A 24,124-nucleotide genomic window follows, 5' to 3' on the forward strand; every position below is an offset into this window, starting at 1 on the left:
ACGACGGGGGTCACCGAAACAGAAGATTTCTTCATGTTCCCGAGTCAGGGATTGACGACAGCTATTATTTGTTAAAAGGTGAGGCAATGACTAATCAATCTGCAAACGCGACTTATGACGCTATTGGCGAACGCTTCGAGGCTTTCACGGACACGGCCTCCCAACGTTCAGTAGAAACCGCGACGTTTTTCCATATGGTCGGCGACGTCAAAGGCAAGTCCGTATTGGACCTGGCCTGCGGCTTCGGCTTCTTTGGTCGTGAGTTATATCGTCAGGGCGCGAGCAAAGTGGTCGGGGTGGATATCTCCGCCTCGATGATTGACCTGGCCCGCAAGGAATCGGCGCGTAACCATGAAGCGATCGAGTATCACGTCAGCGATATCTGCGACCTGGGTATCCTCGGAAAATTCAACCTGATCACGGCGGCGTGGCTGTTCAACTATGCCGACTCGCCGGCAAAACTGGACAAGATGTTCCAAGTGGTCGCCGAGAACCTCGCCCCCGGCGGCCGCGTCGTGGCCTACACCGTGGAGCCGACATTCCAACTGCAACGCGGCAATTTCACCAAGTACGGCGTGCATGTGCTGACCGAAGAAGTCCACGAGGGCGGCTTTCGTCACCACGCCGAATTCGTCACCCAGCCACCCAGCGCCTTCACCTTTCATCGCTGGAGCCGTGAGCGCTATGAGCTGGCGATCATGAAGGCCGGCTTCTCGCGCCTGCAATGGCAGAAACCAATCATCTCCGAGGCCGAACGGGCCAAGCATCCTAAAGGCTATTGGGATGACTTTGAGCGCAACTGCCTGCAAACCGGGCTGATCTGCTCCCTATGAAAGCCTGGCACGTCGCACCTGAGTGCGCGTGCCTTTTCTTTTCCGCAGCAGGAAACCAAGCGTTATGACTTCCAAGGGTTTCAACCACTGGCCGGTATTCGACGGCCCTCTGACCGCCGAGATGACCGACCGATTCTTGATGGGCCTGCCCGAACACTTCCAGGACGCGCTAAACCTAAAGCTGCCCCTGGCCGCTTGGCGACAGGTTTCGGAAGAGTCCAGCGAACAGTTGGCCGACCGCGTGGAAAACCCGGCCTCGCCACTGGCCTGGCGCTACGCCGCCGCCCAACTGCTGGCCTTGACCGTGGACCCACGGATCAATGTGCTCAGCCCGGCAATGATTCACATCAGTGGCGGCCGAGTCGAAATCGGCCTGGCAGAGTCGGCGGTGGATCAAGTCATGCACGACATGCAGGGCCTGGGTCTGGATCGTGACTGGATCGCCAAGGAGGTGCCGCGCCACCCGGTGCATCTGCAACCCTATGCGATCGGCAAATACCCGGTGACCAACCTCGAATACCGCGCCTTCCTCGAAGCCTCGGGCCATGCGCGGATTCCTGAAAGCTGGGTCTTCGGCCAATACCCCAACGAGCGCGCCAACCATCCGGTATACGGCATCACTGCAGAAGACGCCGACGCCTACGTCGCCTGGCTCAGTGCGGCCAGTGGCCAAGCTTATCGTCTACCAACCGAAGCCGAATGGGAATACGCCGCGGCCGGCCCGGAAAACCTCGATTTTCCCTGGGGCCCGACCTTCCTACCCCAGCATGCCAATACCGCAGAAATGGGCCTGTTCGACACCACGCCCGTGGGCCTGCTGATCGAAGGTGCCTCGCCCTTTGGCTGCCTGGACATGGCCGGCAACGTCGAAGAATACGTCAGCGATGACTATGCTCCCTACCCCGGCGGCACGGCCGTCACCGACGACCTGGTAACCGTGGTCGGTACCCATCGTATCGCCCGCGGCGGCAGTTTCACCCGCTTTCGCGACCTGACACGCAATTGCCGACGCCACGGCAAATACCCGCGACAGATTTATGTAATGGGTTTTCGCCTCGCCAAAACCCTGTAGACCCCTCCCTGTCTTACAACGAATAACCTCAAACAAAAACGCGTTAATAATTCAGCACGGAAGGAACCGCAAATGAACTGCCTAAGCGTACGCAATCACGTTGATATCCCCTTGGATGACACTTCAAATCCTGGGACTTTTTATACATTCAGTGGGTTGGGAACCGACCACGAACATATCGTCATTAAACTGGGGCCGGCTAACCCGGTCAGTCCATTAGTGCGGATTCATTCCGAATGCCTCACGGGCGACGTATTCAGTTCACAACGCTGTGATTGTGGCCCGCAATTAAATGAGTCCATCGAGCGCATGCAGGAAGTCGGTGGCTATTTGGTTTATCTTCGCCAAGAAGGTCGGGGCATTGGCCTATATGCCAAGTTGGATGCTTATCGCCTGCAGGACTCCGGCATGGATACATTCGAGGCCAATGCACACCTTAACTTCCCCGAAGATGGCCGCGACTTTTCCATGGCCGCCGGTATGTTGAAAGCTTTGAATGTCAAACATTGCCAATTGATAACTAACAACCCCGAAAAAGTTCAGGCCTTGGTCGACAACGGCATTGTCGTCGATAAAGTGATTCCCACCGGTGTATTTGTCACACGCCATAACACCAACTACCTGCAAGCCAAAGTCGATAAGAAAAATCACGTGATCAAACTGGTGAAGTAACTCGCTTGCGCGGCTGAATCATTCAGGTCGCCCGCAATAAGCCAACCTCAACATTAAGGATAATGACGCATGAGACATTTTGGCCCTATCAGCGGTATTGCAACGTTCAACGATACCTACGTCGCCACCGCCGGTTATGACAACCAAGTCGTCCTCTGGGACGCAAAAACCAAAACGCCGATCCAGCGCGTGCTCCACGATCACCTGGCCAACCAATGCGCGTTCAACGCCAGCGGCACTCTGCTGGTCAGTGCCAGCAGCGACTACACCGCCCGTGTCTGGGAAGTCCCTTCGCTGCGCCTCAAGAGCGTGCTGGGCGGCCACGATGACGACATCGAAATGGCCGCCTTCTCGCCGGATGGCCAGACCATCGCCACCTGCTCGCGCGACCATACCATCCGCCTGTTCAACCTCAGCGGGCAAACCCAGAAGATCCTGACCGGCCATGAGGCCGATGTGATCTCGGTGTGCTGGTCAGCCGACGGCCAGACCCTGGTGTCGAGCAGCGATGACGGTTCGATCCGCCGCTGGGATGCCGCCACGGGCGAGCAACTGGACATCATCGACCTCGGTGGCGTCGAGACCGACACCGTGGCCTTGTCCCGCGAAGGCATCATCTTTGCCGGTGACGACGAGGGCAAGATTTCGGTGATCAGCAGCGCCGGCACCTACCTGCAACCGGCCCACGCCGCCGGGATCAAGCGCATCGTGTGGAACGAGGCACAGCGCCTGCTAGTCAGCCTGAGCTACGACCGCTGCGTGATGCTATGGAAACTGACAGCCGACAACCGCCTGGAAACAACCGCGCAGACCTCACTGCCAAGCATCATCTGGCCGCGCAGTTGCGCATTGCTCGGCGATCAGCGCATCGCCTTCGTGACCTTTGGCTCCACCTACGCCACCTGGGATTTCACTACCCAGCAATGGGACGTCAGCGGCATCGAGCCGGCCATCAGCCTGAACGCGGTGACGGTGGTCGGCGACGACATCTACAGCATTGGCGACGCCGGCATCCTGCAGATCAATGGCCAGCCCAGCACCAAGGCCGGCAGCCTGTGCAATTTCCTGCTGCCATTCGGCGACAGCGTGTTGACCGGCGGGCAAATGGGCACGGTGTTCGACGCCAAGACCGGCGACGTTATCTACCAGCACCGCTCACCGCTCAACTGCGGCACTACCTTTGAAAAGGATGGTGAGCTGCACGCCGCGATTGGTACCTACACCGGCGAAGCCTTGATCTTCAACCTGGCAGATCAGCAGCCGCAGTTCCTGCGCGAAGTGCACATGCATGAAAATGCGATCAAAGGCATCGCGGCGGATGAGCAGTACTTATTCAGCGTCTGCGCGACGGCGGCAGCGGCGTTTTTCCGCATTGCCGACTTCGAGCTGGAGACCTACCTAGACAAAGCCCACGACCGCATTTCCAACGGTTGCACACAGATCCAGGGCGGCTTTGCCAGCATCGGTCGGGACCTCAAGCTGCGGCTGTGGCAGGCCGGCAACAGCGAAGTCTATGAAACCCCTCACAGCCACTCGATCAAGTGCATTGCCATCTCCAAGGACCGCAAGATGATCGCCACCGGCAGCTACGGCGGCACCGTGGCCGTGTTCGACCTGGCCAAGCGCAGTTGGGCAAAGGTGGAGAAGATCACCGCCAGCGGTATCTCCTGTCTGACCCACGACGCCGAAGGCAGCGGCTTCCTCGCCAGCGCCTATGATGGCCGCATCTACCCGATCACCGCCCAGTCTTCGGCACGGCAAACGCGCCCATGACCCACTTCAGCGAAATCGACTTTCAACATATGCACCGTGCATTATCGTTGGCCGAGCGCGGCAGTCACTCCACCTGGCCCAATCCTCGGGTCGGGTGTGTCATCGCCCACGGTACGCATATCGTGGGTGAAGGCTGGCATCGGCGTGCGGGTGGCCCGCACGCCGAAGTGTTTGCCCTGCGCCAGGCCGGCGCCCTGGCCAAGGGAGCCACCGCTTATGTGACGCTCGAACCGTGCAGCCATGTCGGCCGCACGGGGGCCTGCCATCAAGCGCTGATCGAGGCAGGCGTGGCTTGCGTGATCGTGGCCCATGAAGACCCGTTCAAGCAAGTCGACGGGCGCGGCATCGCCGAACTGCGCGCAGCCAGGATCGAGGTCAAGGTCGGCTTGCTCAACGTCGCGGCGCGGGAGCTGAACCGGGGATTCTTGTCCACGGTCAAGCGCCAGCGGCCTTGAGTGCAGTTGAAGATGGGCATGAGCCTGGACGGCCGCACCGCGCTGAACAATGGCAGTTCGCAGTGGATCACCAGCGCCCGGGCGCGCGCCGATGTGCAGTACTGGCGCGCGCGCAGTGCGGCGATCCTGACCGGCAGCGGCACCGTGCTGGCGGATAACCCCTCGCTGACCGTGCGGGAAATGGCGTCCGCCGAGGCCATCGCGCCATTACGGGTCATCCTCGACAGCCAGGCGCGCGTGCCGGAGACCGCCCGCGTGTTCGATGACCGCGCCCCCAGCCTGCATGTGATGCATGATCGCCACGTGCCACAAGGCGCGAACGGCGAACGCCTTCTCGGCCTGCCGGGCAATCAGCAGGGCCTGGATCTGCACGCCCTGATGACTCACCTGAGTGAGCGCGGCCTGCATGACGTCATGGTGGAAGCCGGCCCGACACTGGCCGGTAACCTGCTGCGCGCGGGCCTGGTCGACGAGTTGCTGCTATACGTGGCACCGCGTCTGTTAGGCGACCTGGCACGGCCACTGGTGCATTTACCGGAGCTGGAACAGCTGACGCACTCCCTGGACTTCACCCTGTACGACGTCACCCAACTGGGGCAGGACCTGCGTTTACGCCTGCGCCCCGATCAGTCGACCTGTACGGTATGAGCCACCACTTGCTTGACTTGGTCGCGCAGCCACGCATGTGCCGGATCGTCACAGAAACGCTGGTGCCAGATCTGCACAAAGGGAAAGCGCGGAATGCTGAACGGTGGCGGCAATTGCACCAGATCCGGGTTAAGCAAGATGTCCTCCAGGGCGCGCGTCGCCACGGTGAGGATCAGATCAGTGTTGTGCAACAAGCTTGGCGCAGTGCGCCAGTGCGGCACGCTCACGGCGATACGACGGCGCAGGCCCTCGGCGCGCAACAGGGTGTCGACTTCGCCATTGGCGCCACCGTCCATGGACACCTGGATATGCGGGCGCTCCAGGTAGCTCTCCAGATCCAGCATGCCGTTCTTGAACAAGGTCCGCCGGTCGAGCAGGCAGGAAAAACTTTCCTCGAACAACACTTCCATCGACACATCGGGCGTCAGGCTGGGGAACACCCCCAGGGCCAGGTCGATCTTGCCCTGCGCTACTTGCTCGAGCATCCCGTGCCGGCTGCCCTGGGTCACCACCAGGGTAGTGTTCGGCGCCTCGCGACGCAGTCGCACCAGCAATTTGGGCAAGATAATCGCCGCGCCATAATCCGACATTGCCAACTGGAAGGTGCGTTGGGAACTGGCCGCGTCGAAGTCGATGGACTTGCCGAACAGAGTTTCAATCTGACTGAGAATTTCGCGCAGCGGCTCCTGGAGGTTTTGCGCCATGGCGCTGAGCATCACCTCATTGCCCTCGCGGATCAGGATCGGATCGTCCAGCAGCACCCGCAACTTACTCAGGGAATGACTGATGGCCGGCTGGCTCAAATGCAGACGCGCCCCCGTGCGGGTGACGTGTTTTTCGGTCAGCAGTGCATCGAGCACCACCAACAGATTCAAATCGATATTGCGCAGTAAAACCGTGACCATGCGGTGAATTCCATTTCAGGGAGCAACCCTTCAACAAGGACCAAACCATGCCTCAAATCAAACGAATTATTGAGACCGCGCTGTATGTGGATGACCTTGAGCGCGCCAAAGCGTTTTATAGCCAGCACCTGCAACTGGAGGCGATGGTCGAGAGCAACGTGCTCGTCGCGTTCAACGTTGGCCAGCAGAATACTCTCTTGCTGTTCAAACGGGGCGCCTCTGTGCACACCAAATATTTGAGCGGGGGTGAGATCCCGCCCCATGACGCCAGCGGGCGCATCCACATCTGTTTTGCAATCGATGCCGAAGACCTGCCGACCTGGGAGCAGCGCCTGGACGCGGCCAATATCGCCATCGAAGGACGTACGCACTGGCCCAAGGGCGGATCGAGCGTTTACTTCCGCGACCCGGATGCGAACCTCGTCGAACTGCTGACACCGGGCTGCTGGCCCATTTACTGATTGCTCTTCAAGGAATGAAGCTTATGCCTCACGTAAGCACTCCGGGACGTGCCGTTTTCCGAACCACCGTGGCGTTGCTGATAGCCGTGCTCCTGTTGCTCGCCCTGGCCTGGGGCTTATGGCGCTGGAGCCACCCGGCCGTTGCCGCCTACGCCCCGGCGCCGATAAAAGTCGCGATTGCGCCGGTCAGCGATGCACCGTTCACCCGCTACCTGGAGGCAATTGGCGAACTGGAGGCGGTGCAACAGGTGAGCGTGCCCGCCGAAGTCGGCGGGCGCGTCGTGCAGTTGCCGGTGGAATCCGGCCAGCGTGTCGAGCGCGACCAAGTGCTGGTCAAGCTCAACGATGCGCCGCAGCGCGGCAGCCTGATGCGCCTGCAAAGCGAGCTGGAAAATGCCAAGGTCAAGCTGGAACGCTCGCGCAGCCTGGTCAAGGTCAACGCTATCTCCCACGAAGCCTTCGACAATGCCCAGACCGAGTACACCACGGCTCAGGGTGCCCTGCAGGAGCTCAAGGCGCAGATCGATCAACTGACCATCCGCGCCCCGTTCGCCGGTACCCTGGGGATTCGCAAGGTGCACCTGGGGCAGTACGTCAATCCGGGCGATAGCCTGATCAACCTGGTCGGCGACCAGGGCTTGTACGTCAACTTCAGCGTGCCGGAACAAGCCCTGGCGCAACTCAAGGTCGGCAACCGCCTGAACGTGCAGCTCGATGCCCTGCCGGGGCAACGCTACACAGCGCGCATCAGCAGCATCGACCCGTTCCTCGATCGCGCGCGCACCCTGAGTGTGCAGGCGCTACTGCAAGCGCCGACACCCGGCGCCTTGCCGCGCATGTTCGCCAAAGTACGCCTGCCCCAGCCGCTGCCGAGCAATACGCTGACCGTGCCGGAAACCGCGATCACCTATAACGCCTACGGCGAAGATGTGTTTGTGGTGCAACCCTCGCCAGACGCCAACACCCCGCCGATTGTACGCCGGGTGCTGGTCAAGACCGGCGAACGTCGGGATGGCCGGGTAGTGATCGACTCGGGTTTGAATCCGGGCGAACAGGTAGTGATTTCCGGGCAGATCAAGCTCAGCGACGGCGCCGCCATCGAACCCCTCGAACGCACGGTGTTGAACGACACCAACACGCCCGCGCGGCTGAGCATGGCCGGAGAGCACCCGTGAAATTCACCGACCTCTTCGTGCGCCGCCCGGTGCTGGCCCTGGTGGTCAGCCTGCTGATCGTACTGGCCGGCCTCAAGGCTTCCCTCGACCTGCCCGTGCGCCAGTACCCGTTGCTGGAAAGCTCGGTGATCAGCGTCACCACTGACTATCCCGGCGCCCCCGCCGAGCTGATGCAAGGCTTTGTGACCCAGCCGATCAACCAGTCCCTGGCCTCGGTGGAAGGCGTGGACTACGTCAGCTCGACCTCGGTGCAGGGCCGCAGCCAGATCACCTTGCGCATGGCCCTCAATCAGGACTCGGCCAAGGCCCTGAGCGATGTGATTGCCAAGGTCAACCAAGTCAAATATCGCCTGCCGGAACAGGCCTACGACCCAGTGATCGAACGCTCCGCCGGCGACGCAACGGCGGTGGCCTATGTGGGGTTTTCCAGTGATTCGCTCAGCGCTTCGGCCTTGAGCGATTACCTCAGCCGCGTGGTGCAGCCGTTGTTTTCCACCATCGAGGGTGTGGCCAAGGTCGAGACCTTTGGCGGCCAGCGCCTGGCCATGCGCCTGTGGCTCGATCCGCAACGCATGGCCGGCCACGGCATCGGCGCGGCCCAGGTCGAACAGGCGATCCGCGACAATAACTTCCAGGCCGCGCCGGGGCAGATCAAGGGCCAGTACGTGGTCTCCTCGATCCAGGTCAACACCGACCTGAGCAGTCTGGATGAATTTCGCAACATGGTCATCAGCAACAACGGCGACCACCTGCTGCGCCTGCGCGATATCGCCACCGTCGAGCTCGGCTCGGCCGCCTATGAAACCAGCGCTCTGATGGATGCCAAGCCGGCGGTGCACCTGGGCCTTTATGCGACGCCCAAGGGCAACCCGCTGCTGATCGTCGCCGATATCAAGCGCCTGCTGCCGGCCATCGAGAAAACCCTGCCGCCGGGGGTCAAGGTGGCGCTGGCGTTTGAGACCGCGCACTTTATCGAGGCGTCGATCATCGAAGTGATCGCGACCCTGATCGAAGCGATCCTGATCGTGGTGGTAATCATCTACTTGTGCCTGGGCTCGGTGCGCAGCGTGATCATCCCCATCGTCAGCATCCCGCTGTCGATGCTCGGCGCTTTGGGGCTGATGACGTTGTTCGGATTCAGCATCAACCTGCTGACGCTGCTGGCGATGGTGCTGGCCATCGGCCTGGTGGTGGATGACGCCATCGTGGTGATGGAAAACATCCACCGTCACCTCAAGGAAGGTCGCACGGCCCTGCAAGCCGCGCTGTTCGGCGCGCGGGAAATCGCCTCGCCGGTAATCGCCATGACTATCACCCTGGCCGCCGTCTATATGCCCATCGGCCTGATGAACGGCCTGACCGGTGCGCTGTTTAAGGAATTCGCCCTGACCCTGGCCGGCGCGGTGCTGGTCTCCGGGGTCATCGCCCTCACCCTGACCCCGGTGATGTGCGCCAAGCTGCTGCCCAGCCAGGAACACGAAGGGCGCATGAGCCGCCTGGCCGAGCGCTTCTTCCAGCGCCTAGCGCGCCTGTACCAGCGCGCGCTGCTCGGCTCGTTGCGCAGGCGCGGGCTGATCCTGCTGCTGGGCGCACTGGTGCTGATCAGCCTGCCCTGGCTGTACGGGCATGCCAGCAAGGAACTGGCGCCGAATGAGGATCAGGGCAACCTGCTGCTGGCGATCAAGTCACCGCAACACGCCAACCTGGATTACGTGGAGCGCTATGCCTATCAGTTGAGCGAGATCCTCGGCCAACTGCCGGAGGCCGTCAGTACCTGGATCATCAATGGCAACGACGGGGTGGCGGCCAGCTTTGCCGGGGTCAACTTCAGCGAGTGGTCGCAACGTTCACGCAGCGCCGCGAGTATCCAGGCCGAACTGCAACAGAGCGTGGATGCGGTGGAGGGCAACTCGATCTTTGTGTTCCAGTTGCCGCCACTGCCCGCCTCGACCGGCGGTTTGCCGGTACAACTGGTGATCCGCAGCACCGAGGACTACCGCTCGTTGTACCAGGCCATGGAAGAGCTGAAGACCCAGGCGCGGGCCAGCGGCCTGTTTGCGGTGGTCGACAGCGACCTGGCCTTCAACAACCCGGTGACCCAGGTGCGCATCGACCGCAGCAAGGCCAACAGCCTGGGGATCCGCATGCAAGACATCGGCAGCACCCTGGCGGTGTTGATCGGCGAAAACTACACCAACCGCTTCGCCCTGCAGGGCCGTTCCTATGATGTGATCCCCCAGAGCCAGGCGTCGCGGCGCCTCACGCCCCAGGACCTGAATGCCTTCTACCTCGACACCGACGCCGGCCAGCAGGTGCCGCTGTCGACCGTGGTCAGCCTGCACGGCGTGATCGAGCCGAACAAGCTCAAGCAGTTCAACCAGCAGAACAGCGCGACCTTCCAGGGCATTCCGGCGCCGGGGGTCAGCCTGGGCCAGGCGGTGTCATTCTTGCAGGAGCACAGCCAACAGCTGCCGGCCAGCTTCAGCCATGACTGGCAGGCCGATTCGCGCCAGTTCATTCACGAAGGCAATGCGTTGATGCTGACGTTCCTGTTTGCGCTGATCGTGATCTACATGGTGCTGGCCGCGCAGTATGAAAGCCTGACCGACCCGCTGATCATCCTGATCACGGTGCCGCTGTCGATCTGCGGCGCATTGCTCCCGCTGGCCCTGGGCTTGGCCACGATCAACATCTACACGCAGATTGGTCTGGTGACGCTGATCGGACTGATCAGTAAACACGGGATCCTGATGGTCGAGTTCGCCAACGAGTTACAGCTGCTGTACCGCTGCACGCCGGCCCAGGCGATCATTCGCGCGGCGAGGATTCGCCTGCGCCCGATCCTGATGACCACCGCCGCGATGGTGGTCGGCCTGGTGCCGATGCTGTTCTCGTCCGGCGCCGGCGCCAGCAGTCGCTTCGGCCTGGGTCTGGTGATCGTGATCGGGATGCTGGTGGGCACCCTGTTCACCTTGTTCGTGCTGCCGTCGGTGTATACGCTGCTGTCACGGGCGCATAAGCCGGTGATTGATTGGGCAGTGATAGAAAAAACAACCGCAAGCTTCAAGCCTCAAGTTTAAAAGCAAAACGGGCGTCCTAAGGGGCGCCCGTTTCAGTCAGTGCATCGGTTCAGAGATGGGAATCGGCGTACTCAGCCAGAATCGAACGCGGTATCCCTTGCAGCGCGATGTGCACGCCGTTCGGGAATTTTGCCCTGTCGAACATTTGGGGGATGCGAAAGCGGCTGCTGGCATAGGAGAGGTGCGCCTGTAATGCGGAAAAACGCCTTGGAAAGGCGCTGTTCGAAGGGAAATTGATGAGTTAAAGCGGAAAGTCTGATTATCTGATCGGGCGAGCTTTTTTTAACCTCATGCCATGAGTGGAGTGCTGTTACTGATGAGCGTAATCCATTCAGTAGCAAATTCGACTTTAAGGCGCTGGTAGGCTCTCGCGAGCCTTTTGAGAACTTTGACGTTATAGCGGCGTAAAGCTGCCAGCATGTTTGCGCTGCTGCGTTTCTGACCCAGTTGCCGGGTTTTTATTGATCCACGCGATCGCTCATCTAACGATGGCATTGCGCGGGATCCCAGTGGCAAGTTGCAGCGATTCATTCTGCGCAACCAGGAAATCGCGAAACAATAAATGCGCTGTTTGAAACAGACTGCCGACCGCAGCCTGGGGATCTTGACGTCTTTTTCAGCGCCTGGGACGCGGCGCACGATGCCGCGACCAGTCAATGTCCGGAGTTCCAGAATGCACTGCGCCGACATGTTCGGGCCCGGTATATCCCACGCTGCCACGTTAAATCTGGGCCCTGAACCTTCTGCTCAAAACACGGATTTCAATCTCAGACGCGTACTTTTCAGCCGTGGAATCCATGGCCGACTTTTTCAACAGAACTGGTCGAAAACTACCCTTCCCTATCGGCAACTCTCACCCAGGAACGGCCACCGAGCAAAAGGAGGGGCGTTCTGAAATTCGTAGGCCCCGAAAGGTATTCACGCCTAGTCGAAAATCAGCGACTGCGCCGATTGATCCTGATCAGATCAGGACCTGCCATCCACCGCGTTCGTCGAGCAGTCCACCCGAACCAAAGGCCACCCGCCCAAAGCCATCCTGACACCAGCCGGTGCCGAGACTGTTAGAGATAATCCAGTAGCCTTCAGCCCTGTTGTACCCCACCACTGCGACTGAGTGGAGTCGCTTATCAGGTGTATCCTGAAACCTGTAGATATCATCTGATTTGAGGGTTAAGAACGCTGGATCGATCCACATATCGCCGAGTACCAGACCTTGATTAGCAAGGATTGCCATTGCATCGTTCGGACCGGCGAGCCACACGCGGCGGCTGATTGCGTATAGGTTGACGGTAGTGCCGCACTGGGCGCTCGGAAACGGATAGTCACCTGCAAAGCCATACGCGATACCGTGCGTGGCGGCAGCTTCGAGTACTTCCTCGGCGGTCGCTCCTTCGATGCATCTGCGCCCCAGCAGGCACGTGTGAATAACCCCTGGAGCCAATTGGATGCGGCTGTGGTACTTCAGGAAGTGCAATGTTTCCACAACCGTGACCGTCGCAAACAACATACAGGTATTGCAGGTGCCTTGCTGCGCCGGTACGTACGGTGTCACTGCATTTTATCGGTGCGTCACTGAATGCTTTCCGCAGCTGTGTCAGCGAAAGCAAGTTGTCCTTTTGGGTTCTAGGCTTTTTCCCTGGAATGATTTCGGCCTCGTATCGATCGAAAACCTTTCCCAGCAGGGTGTTCTTTAGCGGAATTGGCTTGCAGTCGAGTTTTGCCCATTCCGCCTTGGCAACATCCAAGTCACCACCCAACGGAATTTCTTTCCTCTTCCCTTGGTCATCTCTCCCGTCGTAGTAGTACCCGAGCCAGGTGAACCGGTACTGGTTTGTGAGGGCTATGCCACCGGCTCCAGCCTGCACATGGCGACGTCACTCGCCGTGGCGGTGGCCTTCGATGCGGGCAATTTGTTGGCCGTGTGCAAGGCCACCAACAAGAGCATGCCCACCGAGAGTGCTGGATCACAGCCTGTGACGATAGGCAGAGTTGTCGGGTTACTGACTTGTAGTAAAGTCGCAGCGCCGAATTAGGACTCTTGTTAGTCGCTCTAATCCACCAGCGGATAAAGCCCATGGCTCATTTGGATCACCTTGTTAACTACGTCAGTGCCATCCTGGGAGTTTGGTCGCCTCGCACCGTGCATCTTGAAAACTCAAATCAAGAAACCTGGCTTGACCAGGGATGCACCGTCACCGCGGAGGAAAAAATCTATGCCTTTGATGACGGCGCACTCATCAAGCGGCTAGCGGAACAGGATAATTTTCCCAGTGACGCAGTCTGCGCCGAATGCTGGATTTGCTATGAGGTCGTCCGCCAGCCGCTCGATAAAACAATTAGTCCTTGCCACGTCAGCTTTAACAGTGAATGCCGGGAAGCCTATTGGTTGAAGTACTTCTCTGCTTAGCAGCCGAATCTCTATCAATACCCTGCAACGCCTAGCAAGGCGCGACACCGAGACTGGTGAGTAGATTTGGGCGCTTCGGGTGAGTCAGTCGGGAAGGGTAGGTGTGCCGCAGGTGGCCCAGGGTAAGACCTCAAAAAAGCTCCGCATCTTGCTCGATGCTGGCGAGATGATTAACGGCCTGGGCGAGTTGATAGAGAGGCTGCTCGCACAACGGAAGGCGCGTGCAGTCCGAACCCCATACTTGATCGTCACGGAGGACGGTCGCCGCGTGACCGCACCAATGCTTCGCCTCCGCCAGGCCACGGCGCGCATGGCGCTTGTACATCTTGCCTTTCAGCGTCGTGCCGGATGCCACGGTCGTCGAGTCCACCTTTGCCTCTCCATTGCGCCGCAAGATGATGATCTGCGAGGGATCAAATCGCTCAATCGCATATGGCGAATGCGACGTCACAAAGCACTGAGTCGTTTCTTCCAACAGGTACTTCGCAATTCGGCGCTGCGTATGCGTGGCAAGGCTATCTCAGGCTCTTCCATAGCGAAAATCACGTTGTCCTTTTTCACCTCAGCGATGAAAGACAGCAGTGCCTGTACAAGAGTGTTCAGCGTACCTGTCCCGACATGCTGGAACGGGACTGGCTTTTGGTCAGCAGTGATTCAAGCTCTCTAAGCCGCTTATGCCGAGCAGCTCGTCGGCGCTAAACATGCGCCGCGGTTGTGCGTAAGCCTGCAGGCCCAAACTCACGCAGAAGTGAAAGGTGGAACCCCTGCCGAGTACGCTTTGCACCCAGATGCGCCCACCCATCAATTCCGCCAGACGCTTGGAGATGGCCAGGCCGAGACCGGTCCCGCCGTATTTACGAGTAGTGGAACTATCGGCCTGGTTGAAGGACTGGAAAATCCTCTGGCACTGCTCTTCACTCATGCCAATGCCGGTGTCGCGCACCCAGAAATGCAGCTCCACCTCGCCATCATCGCCACCCTGGTGTTCCACCCCCACCACGATTTCACCCTGCTCGGTGAACTTGGCAGCGTTATTGCCCAGGTTCACCAGGATCTGGCCCAGGCGCATAGGGTCGCCAATCAATGCAGTGGGCAAGTCGGCTACTGTTTTGTAAAGCAGCTCCAGGCCTTTTTCCTCGGTCTTCAAGCCAACCATGCCGGCGAAGTTCTCCAGTACGTCCTCCAGATGAAAGGGGATGAGTTCCAGATCCATCCTGCCTGCCTCGATCTTGGAAAAGTCGAGGATGTCGTTGATGATCCCCAACAGATTCTCCGCCGAGCGATGTACCTTCTCGATGTAGTTGCGTTGCCGATTGTTCAATTCGGTGCGCAGTGCAAGGTGGCTCATGCCGATAATGGCATTCATTGGGGTGCGGATTTCATGACTCATATTGGCAAGGAATTCGCTCTTGGCCCGCGTCGCTTCTTCGGCCATTTCACGGGCACGCTGTACCTCTGCCTCGGCGGCCTCGCGGTCGGTGATGTCGTAATACCAACTGGCGCTGATGCGCCGCTCGCCAAGGGTCAGTGGTACCGCCGAGAGCAGCACATCGAAACGTTTTCCTCCCACCTGTTGCAGACTGGCCTCGAAATTCAGCACCTCCCCCTCAGTAGTCGCAGCAAGGAAGCTCCCACGCGCTTGTGCATCGCACCAAAAGCGGCTTTCGTCCGCCTCGCCGAGTTGCTCGCGGCCAATGCCGAACAGGTTTTCCAGCTCCGGGTTGCAGTAGCTGAGCCGGCCGTCATCGTCGCGGATCAGCATGGCCACGGGACTGCTGTCCAGCACGGCACGCAGTTGCGTCTCTCTGGACTTGAGTGCCGCCTGCAACTGGCGCCTCTCGCTGACGTCACGCACGGAAGCACAGATGCAGGTACCCCGCCCCTCCAGGGTCGGCAAGTGCGACAGGCCGATCTCCACCGAGAACAGGCTACCGTCCTTGCGCACACCCTGCAGGTCCTCCAGGTTCGCGCCCATCTGCCGAGTGCTGCCGTGAGCGATGAAGCCATCGCGCAACGCCACATGCCGCCCGCGAGCCGCGTCGGGAACCATGCGTTCGACGGTTTCGCCAATCAGCTCCCCTGAGGCGTAACCGAACAGATTGTCCAATTGCGGGTTGGTCATCAGGATTGCGCCGTCAGCACCGATCACTAGCATGCCGTCCGGCGCCGCTTCAATGATCCCGCGATACCAGGCCTCGGTAGAGCGCAATGCGCTTTGCTGAGCCTCCAGCTCCTGCGACTGCTGCTCCAGCCGCAACGCCTGCTCACCCATTTCGTCGGCCTGGCGCCGGGTCTCGATCAACAGAGATTGCACCGCTTGGTTGCGCTCCATGACAGCCATGGCACCGGCCAAACGTGGCAACGCCTCTTGCAGAAGCGACGACTCACGCTCTCCAAGCGTCTCGTAGCCAGCCAGTTCGAGCACGCCGAGCAAGCGCTCACCGCGCAGAATCGGTTGCAGCAATAGATTGCTGGCCGACACCTCGTCCAGCTGCGAATGCAAGCGGCCGAACAGCCCTTGCAGTTCACGCGGCACACGATCTATCGCGCACTGCCCAAGCAGACCGGCGCCCAAGGCCACAGTCGGCGCAGGTGGATGCTGCGGATCGGCGGCGTAACTGCCAACCAGCTGCAAGCTGTCAGCACTTTCCCGCAGGCTGTAAAGCACGCCCCGGCAAATGCCGAGCATACCCGCCATATGTTGCAGGAAGACCTGGGCCAGGCCGATTGCTGCCTGTCGCGAAGGGCTGCAATCGACTCTTGCGGACCTTGCAGCGTGCCGTTTTTGCCTGCTTCGTGACTATTCCAACTGGTTAAAACAGTCGAGTCATCAGCACATAAGGCACGCCAAACATGTCTGGCAGATTGCGTACCACCCCGAAGCCGGCTCGCTGGTATAAGTGCTGCGCAGCTTCCATTATCGGGGTTGTATGTAATGCGATTAACGTCGTGCTATCGCGCTTCGCGCGGTTGATGCATTCGTCGAGTAGAGCCTGGCCAACGCCATGGCCCCGTGCTTTTGGCACAACTGACATCAACCGTACCATCGGCCATTCGGGCGCAAAAAAGTCGGGCTTGGGCTGGTTTGGACCGACGTAGCCGGCCGCGCCGACTATTTCGCCGTCCAGCTCTGCGACAAGTACTTCGCTGAGAGCAGCATTGGCGGTAAGCGCCCCGAGTCGCGGAGCGAGCTCATTCCACCCCGGCATGGCGGTGGCCAGCTCTATCCAGGCATCACGCACTACCTGATCGACCAGCGGCTTGTCTTCTGGAAAGAAATTTCTAATGGAAACAATCATCGGTCTTGTTGGCTGTAAGCCTGCCTCATGTGATCAGAGAAAAGGGGGAGACATCGTCCGCTCTTGGCCGATTGCTGGCTGTCTCGTCCGGGGGCCGACGCTGGCTTGCGCCCTGTCCACCAGCCGTTGCACCCACTCGGCATCCTGGTTATTGATCACGGCGTAGCGGTCCGGGGGGAAAAAGGTCCAGTGATGGGCGACCTCGACAAGGCGCTTGAGTTCATCGGCAGACACCCAATACGGCGTGTCGACCAATGGCATCGGCGCGCCGCCGAAACGCCGGCCGAGAGGGAGGTTGGTGCCGGGGGCAAAGGCGATCGCCAGTTCCTGGCAGGGTTGCATTTGCTTGTCCGGCGTGGGCATTTTCCCAACCCGTCCATAGTTGAAGCTGCCCGGATATTCTTCCTTGAGCACCAGCCAGTGGCCCTCATTAGTCTTGGCCAGGACCCATTGCGACACACCGCTGTCTTGCACGCATTCAAGCTTGCCGTTTGTCCATTGCATGAGGGTGTTGCAGTCCGGATCATAACCGGAGGACCACAGGCTGGTGCCAGATACCAGGCTATGGTGCTCAAGCTCCGCCAACCCTTGGTCCGGCATGGACTGCCAGTAGCGTTTGGTCGGGTCGTGGGCATCGCGCAAGAAGTTGTGTAACCCCCAGGCAGCCATGAAGAGCAGCGTCGCGAGGGCAAGCCAGCCAAAGGAGGCTCCGACGATCCGGTCAATATCCAGGCCGGGGGCGAATAACGAGCGATAGAGCAACAGGCCCAGTAAAAACGCGATACCCGGCAGAACAGGGCCAAAGCACAACGGCGGCACTAACACCTCGATCCAGCTGAAGCGATGCCTGGACGCGTGCTCCCGCGCCCAGGCTTGCTCCTGGGCGAGCATCGGCGCCTGTTCGCGTGGGGCAATGTCAGAGGCGGGTGTCTGAAAGCGCATGGACAGTGTGTAGGGGTCATCTCTCATGGATCAAATCATGCTCTTGAAGTAATCGCTCTTCGGATACTTGAGTCATTCCTGCAACTCAGATCCAGTGACGTCCGACGCAGAATAAGGCGTAAGAATGAAATGCATACCTTCGAGTGACCGCTTTTGGCCGAGGCTGTGTAAAAACGTTTTAGAGCAAGTTTGACGGTCTGAATCGGAACGAAAATCGCGTTCCTGCGAAAATTTCAAGTCCACTGAACTGCCAATCACTGGCAGATTTTACGTAGCGACGCAGACTTCAACACAGGACCTGCGTTTTTACACAGCCTGGGCCGGTTGCTGCCCGTCACGAAGGGGCGCAGGCTCGCACCTATATCTGTCCAAGACGCCCCCTCTACCGCTCAGACAGCATATCGAGGTCGCAGCTGCCTTAAGGCTGCGTCTAACGGACCACGCGATTTTTCAGCACTGAGGCTGTGGCTCAAGTGTTCTCTCGAAGCGCTCCGCTATTGCGAAAGCTTCCGGGGGTAACCCCGACTACTTTTTTGAAGGCCCGTGTCATGTGGCTTTGATCGAAGAATCCACAAGCAAATGCAGCCTCCGTCAGGCTGGCGCCAGCGCGCAGAAGTTTTTGCACATGCGCGATGCGCTTCTGTATTTGATAGCTGTGGGGCGCAACACCAACGTGCTTCTTGAAAACTCGAATGAGGTACAGCGGATCAAGATCAACCAGCTGTGCCAAGGTCTCCAAGGGAATATCCTGGGCAAACTCGTCTTCCAACTTCTGTTTGATCTGTTTTACCGCCTGCTGTTCTGATGGCAGGGCTGACAAGGCGGGAGCACCGCTGCGCTCGAATACCTGACACACCAGTTCCAGCAAGATGGACTCGCGCTGTAGCCCAGGCGGCGTCTGTTCAATTAGTTGATGCTGCTGAAGAAAGTCCCGGGCAAAGGCTGGGTTTGAGCTGAGTGCTTCTTGAAAAAGATGTACGTGATCGCTGGCCACGCGCCCTTGAAACACCGAGCGATTAACCCAGTCTGGGTCCAGGTAGAGCATGCTGTACATCCAGCCATTGTCGTGTCCAGGTAGGCCGTCATGTATCTCACCAGGCGTGATAGTGACAACGCTGCCTACCCCGCCCAAGGCATAGCCGCCGCGGTAGAACAGTTTTTCAACCCCTGCGCTTATCACCCCCACTGCATAACGGTCGTGCGAGTGCCGACCAAAAGATTGGGTGGTGTACCGCGCCGACAATAGCTCGCAGTCGCCTTCAGGGATACGCCAGAAACGCACGAAATCCTTTTCATAAAGAGGGTCTTTCAGGCCTTCTGTCTTTTCCATGACTTGTCCAGTTTTGTGCAATACGACTGAAAGATACGACCGTAAAGTTAGCACCTGTTTCATAACATGCGCTAGGGAAGAATATGACGGCAAAACTGGTTATAGGGGACTTCAAAAAGTCTTCCTGGTCACTACGTGCGTGGTTGGTAATGGTGACCGCTGATGCTGCATTCGATACGGTACAGATCAAGCTGGAACAGCCTGACACCCATCGCCAAATCAGCGAATACTCACCTTCAGGGAAAGTCCCGACGCTGTTGTTAGACAATGTTGTGATCAACGATAGCCTGGCCATCAGTGAGTACATTGCCGAGGCCTACCCCGATGGCAACCTGTGGCCCCGAGATACGCGTCTAAGGGCATTGGCGCGTTCCGCCGCTGCTGAAATGCATTCCGGCTTTACCCATCTGCGCACACAAATGGCGTTTGGCCTGGGCGCTGGCGACGATGCTGGTGCGTTGACGGTAGAAACCAAGGAAGAGATCGACAGGATTTTTTCCATCTGGGAAGGGCTGCTGGCGGCGAGCCAATCCAGCGCATTCCTGTGCGGCCAGTTCGGCATCGTGGACGCGATGTTCGCGCCCGTAGTGTTCCGCTTCCGCCGTTATGGAATTTGCGTGCCGCCAGCACTGCAAAAGTATGTGGATCAGGTTGTGGCTTACGGGCCGGTTCAACAGTGGCTGAAAAAAGCGGCTGAAGAAGTGTAAGGCTCAGCCTGAGCACGGATGTTTCTGACCTAATAAATGTAGAGATCGCGGCAACAGAAAAGCCCGTGGAGCTTTTCTGTTTGTCGGGCGTTGCTTTATCTGTCCAACAGGAAAGGGAGAAATGAGTGTGGGTCGTGTAAGGGGATGCACATGTCGCTGAGTAATAGCCGTGCCATTATCGAATTGACGGTCGGTGGGCTGATGCTCAGCCTCTCGGCGTTAGCGGCGGCTTTCGCTCATATCGGTGCCGGAGGAGCTGGATTCTATCGAATGCTGTTCGCGTCGATATTGTGTTTCCTGCTGCTCAAAGTCCGCCGGATTCCAGTACTGCTAAAAAGCTATCGCGCCCTACTCTACACCGGTTTGGCAGGGGTGTTTTTGGCAATTGACTTGGTGCTTTGGCATCAGAGTATCTATGTGGTGGGTCCCGGCATCGGCTCTATCCTCACCAATTGCCAAGTATTTTTCATGACCGTGTTGGGAATGTACTTGCTCAAGGAGCGACCTTCGATCTACTTCCTGATCTCCATTATCCTCGCGTTCGTTGGGCTTTACTTGCTGCTGGTGCCCGAGATGACGAGTTCACTGGGTATCAAGGGGGTCGTGTTTGGCGTCTTGTCGGGCCTTGCCTACGCTATTTGCGTTTACTTCCTGAAAGTCAACACGCAGTTGCCTGATGGTGGCGGTGACAAGACAGCCCAGATGCTTAACCTAGGCATTTGGGCAGCGCTGGTGTTGCTCGGTTACGCGATGGTCAATGGCGAAAGCTTGGCTATCGTCGACGCCCAGACGTTAGTAATGCTGATCATCTACGGCGTGTTGGTGCAGTTTGTCGGATGGCTACTGGTCAACCGTTCGATCGGCTCGATCAGCCTGGGGGTCGCTGGCCTTATCTTGCTGCTGGAACCGGTGATTACTTATTTCATCGACGTGACTTTTCTGGGCAAGGCCAGCTCAACATTCCAAGTGTGCGGAGCGCTATTGACGATCATCGCGGTTTACATCGGCTCGATCAAGCCGCCCGAGAAAGTGCAACCGCTGTCACAAGCAAATGAGCAAAAGCGCGCGGGGCCATTGCGGAGCTGAGGCCTTCTGATGAACGACACCGAATGTACGTTGGGCATCAGCCTCGCCGGAGACTTTAAGCGCGCCTGAGGCCCAGCGTAGCCTGCTGGCAGCAGCTATGGCTTTGCCGTAACGAAGTTGGAAAGAGCCGTTTCTGGCTGTTTTCTGCCCGTCGCCACCTGCAGCTATGGGTTGATTGCAGCCTTTGTTCTCTATTGGTGGCGTTGCTGACAAAGAGTAGATATTTTGATGAGCCCGGTCAGCGGGGTTATCACTCAAACTTCAAAACAAGGAAGTTCAATGGGCGTCCCTCTCCCCCTCTGGCTCATTCTCACGGTCGTGACCGCTTACGTTGCGAGTACACGCGGGCGATCAGGGCCAAGATGGTTTGCAATCGGGCTTTTCCTTCCCGGCGTAGCCCTGATCGCCGTGTTGTTAATGCCACGGTTGGCAAAAACCGGTGTTGACGCTCTAGTGCACGAAGATCTGCGCCCCTGCCCTGCCTGCACCCAAGCCATCAAAGCTGCAGCCTCACGATGTAAACGCTGCGGAGCCGAAGTGGAGCCTATCGCCCTGAGAAATCGCAGCGGCTGGGTAGCACGCATTACTGCCCATACCGATGAGGAATTTGAACGGATGGCTGCACAGATGACGCTAATCGACATACCAACAATTCTCGATGAAGCGCCCCACGTTTTCGCAGGCCCGTTTGAAGAAAAGGCCGAGGCGCAAAACATGCTCAAATACCTGAAGTCCGACCATGGCCTGGATGGACTGGTGACGTGGCGGTCAGTGACTAGGTAACAAGACACTCCCATCATCGCGCCTGGCCTGTCTGCATACGTTGCTTACATGGAAACCGCAATACGCATAGCTAAGCAGGAAAAGCAGACTTGGGTCCAACCGTTACGACAGGCAATTATCGGCCCAAAGCAGTTAGTCGACTGTCTTGATTGAGGTGGTTAAGCTGGCGTGTTTTCACGTGTAGGGTTGGGCGCATGACAGAGGTATACCAAGGAAGCTGCCTATGCGCAGCGGTCAGTTACGAGCTACTCACTCCACCAAAAGCAGTGAGTCATTGTCATTGCAGCCAGTGTCGCAAAGGTCACGGGGCGGCATTCGCTTCGTACGGCAGCGTTCCCCGCAACGCGCTACGGATACTTGGCGGCGCCACCAGCATCAAAACCTATGCGTCCTCAGGGACGGTGCTACGCGAGTTCTGCGCGCACTGTGGCTCGACGCTGTTCTGGTCACGATCTCAAGGCGAATTTGCCGACTGGGTTTCGATAGCACTGGGCACGCTCGACACGCCCTTCATGCCTCAAAAGCAAAAACACGTTCATGTCGACTCCGCAGTCCACTGGTACACACCATCCAAATTATGTCCCCAGGTTGACTGACCGCTTCGAGTCCAGAGTGTGTAAAAACGCTTCGCCAAAATTGAAGTGTGCGTGTCTACGTTAAATCTGAAATTTATTGGCCCGTCAGCAGATGTGGATTTCGCATAGAAACGCGATTTCCAGTCTGGTTTTGAGTACCTGCCGCGCCGAAAAACGTTTTCACATAGCCTCGGTCGGTTGCTGTCGGTAGGCGAGGAACGCTTTCAATCCAATTACCGTCTGGGAAACCGAGCACCACTTAACTCGTTGTCCCGTTCGTTCCTGTAACATGCCAGCCCCCACCACCACGAGCTTTGAAAATGGATTCTCACTCGATTCTGACGTTTACATTGGTCGCCGCGATTGCCATTGCCAGCCCAGGGCCTGCGACCTTGATGGCGATCAACAATAGCCTGGCCCATGGGCAGCGCAGCGCCATATGGTCATCGCTCGGCAACGCCAGTGGCCTGTTCTGCCTGTCGTCCGCTGCCATGCTAGGGCTGGGGGCGCTGCTTGCCAGTTCCGAATGGCTGTTCAATGCAGTGAAGTTCATCGGTGCCGGTTATTTGTTCTACCTGGGCATCAGACAATTGTTCAAAAAGGGCCCGATGCTCCCGGACGGGATTCAAGACGACTTGAAGGAAAGCCGGCCGACTCGTTCCAAACTGTACAAAGCGGCCTTCCTGACGGCGGTGACCAACCCCAAGGCGACGATGTTCTTCACCGCGTTGTTCCCGCAGTTCATCGATCAGAGTGCGGCATTGCTGCCGCAATTTCTGATCCTCACCTCAATCTTCATGGCATTGTCGGTGTCGTCCCTGAGCCTCTATGCCGCGCTCGCCTCGCGGGCCAAGGGTGTGCTAACCCGGCCTGCGCTGTCCCGTTGGGTCAGCCGGGTGGTGGGGTCGACATTCATCGGTTTCGGTGCTGCTATCCTGACCATGCGGCGGCAGGCGGCGTAGGGGAGTCGGGCTTGCAATCACCCAATGAAAAAAAGGTAGTCAGCTACTCGCAGCCTATCTCGCTCCGTGCCACCTCTTCGTTAGTGAGATTTTTGCCAGTCTGCACGGAAATGCGTTTTTGAATTCCCGATAAGGTGGCGGAACTGAAGCGTTCGCAGCTTTCGGTTTCCCACACATCACCGGTTAAGATGTTAACCGCGAAATGGCCCAGTACATTGGACGCCGCGCCTTTTGGGTTATTGAACACCAAACCGAAGTCATAGTATCCCGCACGAAACAGAGTCCCTTTCTCTTCGCCCTGCCATGGACCGTCAATCCACATATCCGGGTTTGACATCTTGTAGCGCTGGTGTTTCAGAACGACAAGCAGAACCTGTTTGGCTTGATCCGCTGTCAAGCCGGAAGGCCGAATGTTCTTTGCGTTGAGTGATTCCGCAAGCACGGACGAACAGGCCAACAGGGCAGCAGCAACCACCAATGCTTGCAGCCGACTTATGTATCGCATTGCATTCTCGCTTTCACCATACCAATTGCGTCTTCCACAAGTTTCGCATACCCAAAGCGCCCGCCCGTCTTCGCATCGCCTGTGTTGAAGTGGCTTGTAACAAGGGCTCTGCTAAACTCGCCCGGATCTTTTTTACCGCGTACTGCACTCCCAAATCGCGCCAAAAAAGACTGCCCTGACTGTAAAAAAGAGGCGAAAGCAGCAACTTTCATTTTTGGATCGCCCAATGCCGTTATCGTGCCGGTCTGTAAAGGCGCTGGCGCGTGCATCGAGAAAAAATTGTTGCCCTCGGTAGCGAACCGACCTTTACCGTATTGACTCTCATGTGCGGCAAGGCCAAGAATGTTTTCGGTCGGGACGTCAATCTGTCTGGCTAGAGTTTCCGCAGCGATACGGTGTTTAACTACGAACATTACAGCCGATCCAGCATTACACGGATTGCCCAAAACTCTCT

General features: G+C 58.4%; 21 protein-coding genes and 3 pseudogenes. 14 read left to right on the forward strand and 10 right to left on the reverse strand.

What is annotated here, in order from left to right:
- The first annotated feature begins 86 nt into the window (after positions 1-86).
- The 5 genes and pseudogenes from J3D54_RS26585 to ribD all read left to right on the forward strand — a co-directional run bounded on the left by J3D54_RS26585 (position 87) and on the right by ribD (position 5,453).
- Positions 87-833, forward strand: a complete 747-nt coding sequence (locus J3D54_RS26585) for a class I SAM-dependent methyltransferase (RefSeq protein ID WP_253424864.1) — start codon at positions 87-89, stop codon at positions 831-833.
- Between the two features lie 64 nt (positions 834-897).
- Positions 898-1,905 (forward strand): SUMF1/EgtB/PvdO family nonheme iron enzyme, encoded by a 1,008-nt coding sequence (locus tag J3D54_RS26590; protein WP_253424867.1) that lies wholly within the window; start codon positions 898-900, stop codon positions 1,903-1,905.
- A 72-nt stretch (positions 1,906-1,977) separates the two neighbouring features.
- Positions 1,978-2,577 (forward strand): GTP cyclohydrolase II, encoded by a 600-nt coding sequence (gene ribA / locus J3D54_RS26595; RefSeq protein WP_253424870.1) that lies wholly within the window; start codon positions 1,978-1,980, stop codon positions 2,575-2,577.
- A gap of 69 nt (positions 2,578-2,646) precedes the next feature.
- Positions 2,647-4,350 (forward strand): WD40 repeat domain-containing protein, encoded by a 1,704-nt coding sequence (locus J3D54_RS26600; RefSeq protein ID WP_253424874.1) that lies wholly within the window; start codon positions 2,647-2,649, stop codon positions 4,348-4,350.
- Positions 4,347-5,453: pseudogene (gene ribD / locus J3D54_RS26605) on the forward strand (bifunctional diaminohydroxyphosphoribosylaminopyrimidine deaminase/5-amino-6-(5-phosphoribosylamino)uracil reductase RibD). The gene J3D54_RS26600 and the pseudogene ribD overlap by 4 nt, the downstream one beginning before the upstream one ends.
- On the opposite strand, the gene J3D54_RS26610 reads toward ribD, so the two are convergent.
- A complete protein-coding gene (locus J3D54_RS26610; RefSeq protein WP_253424877.1) occupies positions 5,432-6,358 on the reverse strand; it encodes a LysR family transcriptional regulator in 927 nt (308 codons plus the stop codon). The pseudogene ribD and the gene J3D54_RS26610 sit on opposite strands and share 22 nt — an antisense overlap.
- 47 nt (positions 6,359-6,405) lie before the next feature.
- Between J3D54_RS26610 and J3D54_RS26615 the strand changes: the two genes are divergently transcribed.
- Genes J3D54_RS26615 through J3D54_RS26625 form a run of 3 tightly spaced genes read left to right on the forward strand, consistent with a single transcriptional unit; the run spans position 6,406 to position 11,074 of the window.
- Positions 6,406-6,819, forward strand: coding sequence for a VOC family protein (locus J3D54_RS26615; protein ID WP_253424880.1), 414 nt, complete (start codon positions 6,406-6,408; stop codon positions 6,817-6,819).
- Between the two features lie 23 nt (positions 6,820-6,842).
- Positions 6,843-7,994: an efflux RND transporter periplasmic adaptor subunit gene (locus J3D54_RS26620; protein ID WP_253424884.1), complete on the forward strand. Its 1,152-nt coding sequence runs from the start codon at positions 6,843-6,845 to the stop codon at positions 7,992-7,994.
- Complete coding sequence (locus J3D54_RS26625) at positions 7,991-11,074, forward strand: MexW/MexI family multidrug efflux RND transporter permease subunit (protein ID WP_253424887.1); 3,084 nt, start codon at positions 7,991-7,993, stop codon at positions 11,072-11,074. The genes J3D54_RS26620 and J3D54_RS26625 overlap by 4 nt, the downstream gene beginning before the upstream one ends.
- 961 nt (positions 11,075-12,035) lie before the next feature.
- Here the strand turns inward: J3D54_RS26625 and J3D54_RS26630 are convergent.
- Together J3D54_RS26630 and J3D54_RS26635 are read right to left on the reverse strand one after the other, a co-directional pair.
- Positions 12,036-12,581, reverse strand: a complete 546-nt coding sequence (locus J3D54_RS26630; protein WP_253426786.1) for a C1 family peptidase — start codon at positions 12,579-12,581, stop codon at positions 12,036-12,038.
- A 21-nt stretch (positions 12,582-12,602) separates the two neighbouring features.
- Positions 12,603-12,888 (reverse strand): annotated as a pseudogene (locus J3D54_RS26635) (integrase); the annotation flags it as partial.
- Between the two features lie 260 nt (positions 12,889-13,148).
- Here J3D54_RS26635 and J3D54_RS26640 point away from each other — a divergent pair.
- Positions 13,149-13,481 (forward strand): hypothetical protein, encoded by a 333-nt coding sequence (locus tag J3D54_RS26640; RefSeq protein ID WP_253424890.1) that lies wholly within the window; start codon positions 13,149-13,151, stop codon positions 13,479-13,481.
- 130 nt (positions 13,482-13,611) lie between these two features.
- Here J3D54_RS26640 and J3D54_RS26645 read toward each other — a convergent pair whose 3' ends face one another.
- The 5 genes and pseudogenes from J3D54_RS26645 to J3D54_RS26665 all read right to left on the reverse strand — a co-directional run bounded on the left by J3D54_RS26645 (position 13,612) and on the right by J3D54_RS26665 (position 19,052).
- Positions 13,612-13,956 (reverse strand): hypothetical protein, encoded by a 345-nt coding sequence (locus J3D54_RS26645; protein WP_253424893.1) that lies wholly within the window; start codon positions 13,954-13,956, stop codon positions 13,612-13,614.
- 168 nt (positions 13,957-14,124) lie between these two features.
- Positions 14,125-16,203: pseudogene (locus J3D54_RS26650) on the reverse strand (PAS domain S-box protein); the annotation flags it as partial.
- 91 nt (positions 16,204-16,294) lie between these two features.
- Entirely contained in the window at positions 16,295-16,780 is a 486-nt protein-coding gene (locus J3D54_RS26655) for a GNAT family N-acetyltransferase (protein ID WP_253424894.1), read from the reverse strand.
- A 33-nt stretch (positions 16,781-16,813) separates the two neighbouring features.
- Positions 16,814-17,749: a hypothetical protein gene (locus J3D54_RS26660; protein ID WP_253424897.1), complete on the reverse strand. Its 936-nt coding sequence runs from the start codon at positions 17,747-17,749 to the stop codon at positions 16,814-16,816.
- Positions 17,750-18,191: 442 nt separating this feature from the next.
- Positions 18,192-19,052, reverse strand: a complete 861-nt coding sequence (locus J3D54_RS26665) for an AraC family transcriptional regulator (RefSeq protein WP_253424899.1) — start codon at positions 19,050-19,052, stop codon at positions 18,192-18,194.
- A gap of 83 nt (positions 19,053-19,135) precedes the next feature.
- Between J3D54_RS26665 and J3D54_RS26670 the strand changes: the two genes are divergently transcribed.
- From J3D54_RS26670 to J3D54_RS26690, 5 genes are all read left to right on the forward strand, one after another.
- On the forward strand, positions 19,136-19,759 hold the full coding sequence (locus J3D54_RS26670) for a glutathione S-transferase family protein (protein ID WP_253424902.1): 624 nt from the start codon (positions 19,136-19,138) through the stop codon (positions 19,757-19,759).
- Positions 19,760-19,909: 150 nt separating this feature from the next.
- Positions 19,910-20,845 carry a DMT family transporter gene (locus J3D54_RS26675; protein ID WP_253424905.1) on the forward strand — a complete coding sequence of 312 codons (936 nt, stop codon included), beginning with the start codon at positions 19,910-19,912 and terminating at the stop codon, positions 20,843-20,845.
- A 228-nt stretch (positions 20,846-21,073) separates the two neighbouring features.
- On the forward strand, positions 21,074-21,628 hold the full coding sequence (locus J3D54_RS26680; protein WP_253424907.1) for an SPOR domain-containing protein: 555 nt from the start codon (positions 21,074-21,076) through the stop codon (positions 21,626-21,628).
- Between the two features lie 194 nt (positions 21,629-21,822).
- The gene (locus tag J3D54_RS26685) at positions 21,823-22,224 is read left to right on the forward strand and encodes a GFA family protein (protein WP_253424910.1); all 402 of its coding nucleotides are present in this window, start codon (positions 21,823-21,825) and stop codon (positions 22,222-22,224) included.
- A gap of 299 nt (positions 22,225-22,523) precedes the next feature.
- Positions 22,524-23,165, forward strand: coding sequence for a LysE family translocator (locus J3D54_RS26690; RefSeq protein WP_052964729.1), 642 nt, complete (start codon positions 22,524-22,526; stop codon positions 23,163-23,165).
- A gap of 43 nt (positions 23,166-23,208) precedes the next feature.
- Here J3D54_RS26690 and J3D54_RS26695 read toward each other — a convergent pair whose 3' ends face one another.
- Entirely contained in the window at positions 23,209-23,670 is a 462-nt protein-coding gene (locus tag J3D54_RS26695; RefSeq protein WP_253424913.1) for a hypothetical protein, read from the reverse strand.
- Positions 23,658-24,083 carry a glucosaminidase domain-containing protein gene (locus J3D54_RS26700; RefSeq protein ID WP_253424916.1) on the reverse strand — a complete coding sequence of 142 codons (426 nt, stop codon included), beginning with the start codon at positions 24,081-24,083 and terminating at the stop codon, positions 23,658-23,660. The genes J3D54_RS26695 and J3D54_RS26700 overlap by 13 nt, the downstream gene beginning before the upstream one ends.
- Between the last annotated feature and the right edge of the window lie 41 nt (positions 24,084-24,124).

Origin of the sequence: Pseudomonas sp. GGS8 (assembly GCF_024168645.1) — a bacterium.
Lineage (GTDB): Bacteria > Pseudomonadota > Gammaproteobacteria > Pseudomonadales > Pseudomonadaceae > Aquipseudomonas.

Excerpts from the sequence above, each read along its gene's own strand:
- J3D54_RS26585 (WP_253424864.1), top strand. The coding sequence starts at position 87 with ATGACTAATCAATCTGCAAACGCGACTTATGACGCTATTGGCGAACGC.
- J3D54_RS26590 (WP_253424867.1), top strand. The coding sequence starts at position 898 with ATGACTTCCAAGGGTTTCAACCACTGGCCGGTATTCGACGGCCCTCTG.
- ribA (WP_253424870.1), top strand. The coding sequence starts at position 1,978 with ATGAACTGCCTAAGCGTACGCAATCACGTTGATATCCCCTTGGATGAC.
- J3D54_RS26600 (WP_253424874.1), top strand. The coding sequence starts at position 2,647 with ATGAGACATTTTGGCCCTATCAGCGGTATTGCAACGTTCAACGATACC.
- J3D54_RS26610 (WP_253424877.1), bottom strand. The coding sequence starts at position 6,358 with ATGGTCACGGTTTTACTGCGCAATATCGATTTGAATCTGTTGGTGGTG.
- J3D54_RS26615 (WP_253424880.1), top strand. The coding sequence starts at position 6,406 with ATGCCTCAAATCAAACGAATTATTGAGACCGCGCTGTATGTGGATGAC.
- J3D54_RS26620 (WP_253424884.1), top strand. The coding sequence starts at position 6,843 with ATGCCTCACGTAAGCACTCCGGGACGTGCCGTTTTCCGAACCACCGTG.
- J3D54_RS26630 (WP_253426786.1), bottom strand. The coding sequence starts at position 12,581 with ATGTTGTTTGCGACGGTCACGGTTGTGGAAACATTGCACTTCCTGAAG.
- J3D54_RS26640 (WP_253424890.1), top strand. The coding sequence starts at position 13,149 with ATGGCTCATTTGGATCACCTTGTTAACTACGTCAGTGCCATCCTGGGA.
- J3D54_RS26655 (WP_253424894.1), bottom strand. The coding sequence starts at position 16,780 with ATGATTGTTTCCATTAGAAATTTCTTTCCAGAAGACAAGCCGCTGGTC.
- J3D54_RS26660 (WP_253424897.1), bottom strand. The coding sequence starts at position 17,749 with ATGAGAGATGACCCCTACACACTGTCCATGCGCTTTCAGACACCCGCC.
- J3D54_RS26665 (WP_253424899.1), bottom strand. The coding sequence starts at position 19,052 with ATGGAAAAGACAGAAGGCCTGAAAGACCCTCTTTATGAAAAGGATTTC.
- J3D54_RS26670 (WP_253424902.1), top strand. The coding sequence starts at position 19,136 with ATGACGGCAAAACTGGTTATAGGGGACTTCAAAAAGTCTTCCTGGTCA.
- J3D54_RS26675 (WP_253424905.1), top strand. The coding sequence starts at position 19,910 with ATGTCGCTGAGTAATAGCCGTGCCATTATCGAATTGACGGTCGGTGGG.
- J3D54_RS26680 (WP_253424907.1), top strand. The coding sequence starts at position 21,074 with ATGAGCCCGGTCAGCGGGGTTATCACTCAAACTTCAAAACAAGGAAGT.
- J3D54_RS26685 (WP_253424910.1), top strand. The coding sequence starts at position 21,823 with ATGACAGAGGTATACCAAGGAAGCTGCCTATGCGCAGCGGTCAGTTAC.
- J3D54_RS26690 (WP_052964729.1), top strand. The coding sequence starts at position 22,524 with ATGGATTCTCACTCGATTCTGACGTTTACATTGGTCGCCGCGATTGCC.
- J3D54_RS26695 (WP_253424913.1), bottom strand. The coding sequence starts at position 23,670 with ATGCGATACATAAGTCGGCTGCAAGCATTGGTGGTTGCTGCTGCCCTG.
- J3D54_RS26700 (WP_253424916.1), bottom strand. The coding sequence starts at position 24,083 with ATGTTCGTAGTTAAACACCGTATCGCTGCGGAAACTCTAGCCAGACAG.